Genomic DNA, 5,682 nt, shown 5'->3' with positions numbered 1-5,682 from the left:
GCCCTGTTCGTGCCCTCCGGTTTCCAAGCGTTGAGCGACATTGCCGGCACGACTGGCTATTTCGCCGACCTCGGCCTGCCGCTGCCGACGCTTGCCGCCTGGGGCACGGGACTGTTCGAACTGATCGCCGGACTGCTCATCCTGGTCGGTTTCCAGACCCGGATCATAGCGCTGCTGCTTGCCGCCTTCTGCATCGCTGCCGGTTTCATCGGCCATTACGGCCAGGGTGGCGGCGACGCGATGCTCGCCTTCCTGCACCAGCAGATGCTGATGAAGGACATCGCCATATCGGGCGGTTTCCTGGCATTGGCGATGGCCGGCGCCGGCGCCTGGTCGGTCGACGGGCGTGGTTTGGCGTAACGCCGACTTCACCGAGACGCTCTATTTATTTGACCGATATGCTGGGACCGCCCTCGACGGCCAACACCAGCCGGCGGTTGGTTATCCTGGCCAGTTGCGCCAGTCGCCCGGCCGGCCGTTCGCCATAGAGATCGGCCAGCGACGCCGGCAAGACCAGCGCCAGCACGCCGTTGCCGCGCTGTTCCCATTTCAGCCTGGGCATGATGCCGGGCATCGACGCCGTCAGCAGATAAACGACGCGCATCATCGCCGCCAGCACCCGTGCCCGCTCCAGATAGCGTGGCGTCGCCAGCGCCTTGATCTCGGGGGCGATGGCTTCGTTGAAGATGCCGTCGTGACGATAGGCGTTGGCCAGCGCCAGGAAGGCGCGGCCGGGATGGTCGACGCCGAAGAAGGACGCATGCGCGATGATGTTGAGCGATTGCTTGCCGCGATATTCCGGATGCGCGCGCCAGCCGATGTCGGCCAGCAATGCGGCCGCATGGCGATAGCGCGCCTCGTCCTCGGTCTCGTCGATGCCGAAGGCGGCAAAGGTCCTGGCGGTCCAGTCGACAAGTTCGTGCGCATGGGTGACGGAGCGTGAGCGCAGGCGGGCGAGTTCTTCCGAGGCCGAAATCAGCGGATCGGCCTTTTGCTCGGCCTCGTCGAGCAGCGAATAGAGAAAGCCTTCGCGCACGCCGAGCGCCGAAACGATGATCTTCGACGGCTGCATCGCCGCCATGATCTCCTGCAGCACGATGGCGCCATAAGGCAGCAGCGAACGGCGGTTCTTGGAAACGCCTTCGATCCCCTTGACCTTCTCGATCTCGGCTTTGGCCACCTGCTTGAGGAAGTTCGTCGCGCTTTCGGCCGATATCTCGTAATGGTGCATGACGCCGAGCGGATAGTTGGTCATTTCCATGTGCAGCCGGGCGAGATTTCGCCAGGTGCCGCCCACTGCGTAGAAGGGCCTGCCTTGCCCACCCTTCAACAGCTTCGCCTTCGCCAGTTCGTCACGCGCGATCTTCGCCGCCTGGGTCAGCGAGTTCTTCGCCATGTCCTGCAGGCGCAGGCCACCCAGCGGCAGCGTTATGCCGTCACCGATCGCTTCGCCATTGACGTCGACCAGTTCGAGACTGCCGCCGCCCAGATCGCCGGCGATGCCATCGGCCGGATGGAAGCCGGAAATGACGCCGAGCGCCGAATAATAGGCTTCCTGCCGGCCGCTGATCACACGGATTTCGGTCTTGAGCACATCCTCGGCGCGGTGGATGAAATCGGGACCGTTGATCGCCTCGCGGGCGGCGGCGGTCGCCAGCACATACATATGTTCGGCGCCGGCCTGGTCGGAAAGCGCGCGAAAGCGGCGGAACTCTTCCATCGAGCGGGTCACCGCCTCGGGATCGAGCTTGCCGGTCGAAACGATGCCACGGCCGAGACCAGCCAGCATCTTTTCGTTGAACAGCATGGTTGGCGAGCGCGCCAGTCCCTCATAGACGACGAGACGGATCGAGTTCGACCCGATGTCGATGATCGATAGCGGTCGGCGGTCCTGCAACCGGCCCTGGGAATCAGACAGCATCAGCCGGACGCTGCGGCGTTCTTCTTGCGGCGCTTGAACTGCGCAATGCGCTTGGGCGCATGCGACTTCAGCGCGTCACCCCGTCCCGACAGGCTCGGATTGGTCATGAAATATTCCTGCGCGTTGAACGGTTCCTCGCCCTCCTCCAGCACCACGCGCCGGGAGGTTCCATCAGCCAATACGTCGAAACTTTGCTGATTGTCCATGATGTTGCCCAGCATGATCTGGCCAAGGATCTGTTCATGCACAGTTGGATTGGTGATCGGCACCATGGTCTCGACGCGGCGGTCGAGATTGCGCGGCATGAGATCGGCCGAAGAGATGTAGACGATGGCCTCGTCCGACGGCAGGCCGTGACCATTGCCAAAACAATAAATGCGGCTGTGCTCGAGAAAACGGCCGACGATCGATTTTACACGGATGTTTTCCGACAGGCCCGGAACCTGCGGCCGCAGGCAGCAAATGCCGCGCACCACAAGGTCGATCTCGACGCCGGCGCGGCTGGCATCATAGAGCGCGTCGATGATGATCGGATCGACGAGCGCGTTCATCTTCATCCAGATGCGCGCAGGCCGACCCTCCACCGCATGGGCAATCTCGTCGGCAATGTGCTTCAGGATGCGGCTTCTCAGCGTGAACGGCGAGATCGCCAACCGCATTTCATCGGTCGGCTCGGCATAGCCGGTGATGAAATTGAAGAGCTGGGCGACGTCTCGGGCAATCGTCGGATCGGTGGTGAAGAAGGACAGGTCGGTGTAGATGCGCGCGGTCACCGGATGGTAGTTGCCGGTGCCCAGATGCACGTAGTTGCGCAGCTTGCCGTCCTCACGCCGCACCACCAGCGACATTTTCGCATGTGTTTTCAGCTCGAGGAAGCCGAACACGACCTGCACGCCGGCACGCTCCAGGTCGCGCGCCCAGCGGATGTTGGCTTCCTCGTCGAAGCGCGCCTTGAGCTCGACCAGCGCGGTGACCGACTTGCCGGCCTCGGCCGCGTCGACCAGCGCGCGCACGATCGGGCTGTCATTGGAGGTGCGGTAAAGCGTCTGCTTGATCGCCACCACTTCCGGGTCGGCCATCGCCTGGCGCAGGAACTGCACCACGACGTCGAAGGATTCGTAGGGGTGGTGGACGACGATGTCCTTCTCACGGATGGCAGCAAAACAGTCGCCGCCATGCTCGCGGATGCGCTCGGGAAAGCGCGGATTGTAGGGCGTGAATTTCAGATCGTCGCGGGGAACGGCGACGATTTCGGAGATCTGACTGAGCGCCAGTGGTCCGGTCAGGACGCTGATGCGGCTCGACGACACGCCAAGTTCGCCGGCGACGAAGTCGCGTAATTCGGCAGGCATCAGCCTGTCGAATTCGATGCGGATCACCGATCCGCGGCGACGCCGCTTGAGTGCCGTTTCGAACAGGCGCACCAGATCCTCGGACTCCTCCTCGACTTCGATATCGCTGTCACGGATGATGCGGAACGTGCCGGAGCCCTTGACCTCGTAGCCGGGGAAAAGCTTGCCGATGTAGAGGCCGACCGCCTCTTCCAGCGGGATGAAGCGGACATGATGCTTGCGGTCCGGCAGGCGGATGAAGCGCTTCAGCGCCACCGGCAGACGCAGCAGCGCGCTCATCTCTTCGCCATTCTTGCGGTGGCGCAATTGCAGCGCCATCGAGAAGCCGAGATTTGGAATGAACGGGAACGGATGCGCCGGGTCGATCGACAGCGGGGTCAGCACCGGGAACACCTGCTCCTGGAAATGGTCTTCCAGCCAGACCTTCTCCTCCTTGGTCAGCGCATCGCGGGTGATGCTCTCGATGCCTTCCTTGTTGAGCAGCACGGTGAGCGCCGAAAGGCTCTTCTGCTGGTCTTCCTGCAGCCGCTCGACCTCACGCAGCAGCTGTTCGAGCTGCTGTTCGGGGGTGCGGCCGTCAGGGCTCTTCAGCGTGATGCCCTCGCGCACCTGACCGGCGAGGCCGGCGACACGGACCATGAAGAATTCGTCGAGATTGGCGGCCGAGATCGACAGGAAGCGAACGCGCTCCAGCAGCGGATGATTGAGGTTCAGCGATTCCTCGAGAACGCGCCGGTTGAACTGCAGCCAGGAAAACTCCCGGTTGACGAAGCGATCGGGGTTGCCGCCCTCCGGACGAGCCACCTCGACGTTCACGAATTCGCTCTGCACCGGCTTCAGTTCGTTCATGGTTCCTGCTCTTCCCACCGCTCAGCCGGTTAACCGGCTTAACTTATCCTCTGACAGGCTTTTGCGACAGTTTCATTTCATCGATCTTGCAAAGAGGCCTGTTATGATCCAGATGCAGAAGAGACTGCGTTAAGGAGACGACGATGGCAGGCGGTTCCATTCCCCATTTTCAAAACGATGCGGGCCACCCGGCAATCGACATCGGCGTCAAGGAATTCATGTGCACGGGCGCCAATCCGCCTTTCGACCACCCGCATGTGTTTCTCGACATGGGTGGCGATAATGAAAAAGTCTGCCCCTATTGCTCGACGCTCTACCGCTATTCGCCAAAGCTGAAGGCGACGGAAACGCTGCCGGCCGGCTGCATCTATATCGACCAGGCCGCCTGAGTCTTCGCGACAAGCCCGATGAACGACACGCGATCCCGGCAAGTTGTCATCGCCGGGGCAGGTGTCGCCGGGCTGACCGCAGCCCTTGCATTCGCCGAACGCGGCTACCCGGTTCGGGTGTTCGAACAGGCGCAGCGCCTGGAAGCAGCCGGTGCCGGCCTCCAGCTTTCTCCCAACGCGACACGCATCCTTCGCCAGCTTGGCGTACTCGACCATCTGCTGCCGGAAGCGGTGCGGCCGGAAGCGGTGGTCTTGAAGGATGCCGCAACGCTGCGCGAACTGGCGCGGGTGCCACTGGGACAAGCCGCTGAAACGCGCTGGCAAGCGCCCTATCTCGTCGCTCACAGGGCCGATCTGCAGAGCGCACTGACCGCGCGCGTTGCCGAGATGCCGGATATCCGTCTCACCACCGGCGCCCGTATCGGCAGCGTTGCCACCGGCCCCGATGGCATCACGGCGACGGCCGAGATCGACGGCAAAACCATCAAGGCTGAGGGCTTCCTGCTGGTCGGCGCAGATGGTGTCTGGTCGTCGGTGCGCGCACTTGTCGATTCGGCCAAAAGGGCGACCTCGCCAAGAAGCCGGTTTTCCGGCGAACTGGCTTGGCGCGCGACCATTGCAGCGCAGAGTGCCGCAGGGCAGGCTTTCGCGGCGATCGGCACTCCGGACTGCGTCACCACCTTCCTGCACCCGGGCTTCCATATGGTGGCCTACCCCGTCAGCAAGGGCGACGCCTTCAACCTCGTCGCCTTCACCAGAGGTGAGCGTATTGCCGAGGGCTGGTCCGGCCATGCCGATCCCGGCATCCTCGCCAGCGCAATGCGCGGCACCGCGCCTGGTCTTACAGAACTGGTGGAAATGGTTGGGGCGTGGCTGACTTGGCCGCTCCATACTGTCGAACAGAACCAGCCCTGGACAATGCCGGACGGCATCGCGCTGATCGGCGATGCGGCGCATGCGATGACGCCGTTCGCCGCGCAAGGTGCTGCCATGGCGATCGAGGATGCGGCTATGCTTGCCGATATTATTGCCGATTTCCCTGGCGATCCGGCACAAAGTCTTCAAATCTGGGAGAACCTGCGGCGGTCGCGCGTCGCCAGGGTCGCTCGTCGCGGCGCCATCAACCGCGTCGCCTGGCATGCCACGGGGCCAGTGGCGGCCTCCCCCAATC

5 protein-coding genes are annotated in these 5,682 nt (G+C 63.1%); 3 read left to right on the top strand and 2 right to left on the bottom strand.

Annotation, left to right across the window (positions count from 1 at the left end; genetic code table 11):
• Positions 1 to 360, top strand: a 360-nt coding sequence (locus tag EN935_RS19860; RefSeq protein ID WP_164771212.1) for a DoxX family protein, incomplete at its 5' end; no start/stop codon positions are given.
• 25 nt (positions 361 to 385) lie between these two features.
• Here EN935_RS19860 and ppx read toward each other — a convergent pair.
• Together ppx and EN935_RS19850 are read right to left on the bottom strand one after the other, a co-directional pair.
• Positions 386 to 1,921 (bottom strand): exopolyphosphatase, encoded by a 1,536-nt coding sequence (gene ppx / locus EN935_RS19855; RefSeq protein WP_127263983.1) that lies wholly within the window; start codon positions 1,919 to 1,921, stop codon positions 386 to 388.
• Entirely contained in the window at positions 1,921 to 4,122 is a 2,202-nt protein-coding gene (locus tag EN935_RS19850; RefSeq protein WP_109663014.1) for an RNA degradosome polyphosphate kinase, read from the bottom strand. Before EN935_RS19850 ends, ppx begins: the two co-directional genes overlap by 1 nt.
• A gap of 143 nt (positions 4,123 to 4,265) precedes the next feature.
• Between EN935_RS19850 and EN935_RS19845 the strand changes: the two genes are divergently transcribed.
• Together EN935_RS19845 and EN935_RS19840 are read left to right on the top strand one after the other, a co-directional pair.
• Entirely contained in the window at positions 4,266 to 4,511 is a 246-nt protein-coding gene (locus EN935_RS19845) for a zinc-finger domain-containing protein (protein WP_109663012.1), read from the top strand.
• Between the two features lie 18 nt (positions 4,512 to 4,529).
• On the top strand, positions 4,530 to 5,682 hold a 1,153-nt coding region (locus tag EN935_RS19840), incomplete at its 3' end, for an FAD-dependent monooxygenase (protein ID WP_127373551.1).

This window comes from Mesorhizobium sp. M7D.F.Ca.US.004.03.1.1 (assembly GCF_003998635.1).
In the GTDB taxonomy this organism is placed as follows: Bacteria; Pseudomonadota; Alphaproteobacteria; order Rhizobiales; family Rhizobiaceae; genus Mesorhizobium; species Mesorhizobium loti.
The sequence above is the reverse complement of the archived record's forward strand: the minus strand, read 5'-3'. Positions and strand labels throughout refer to the sequence as shown.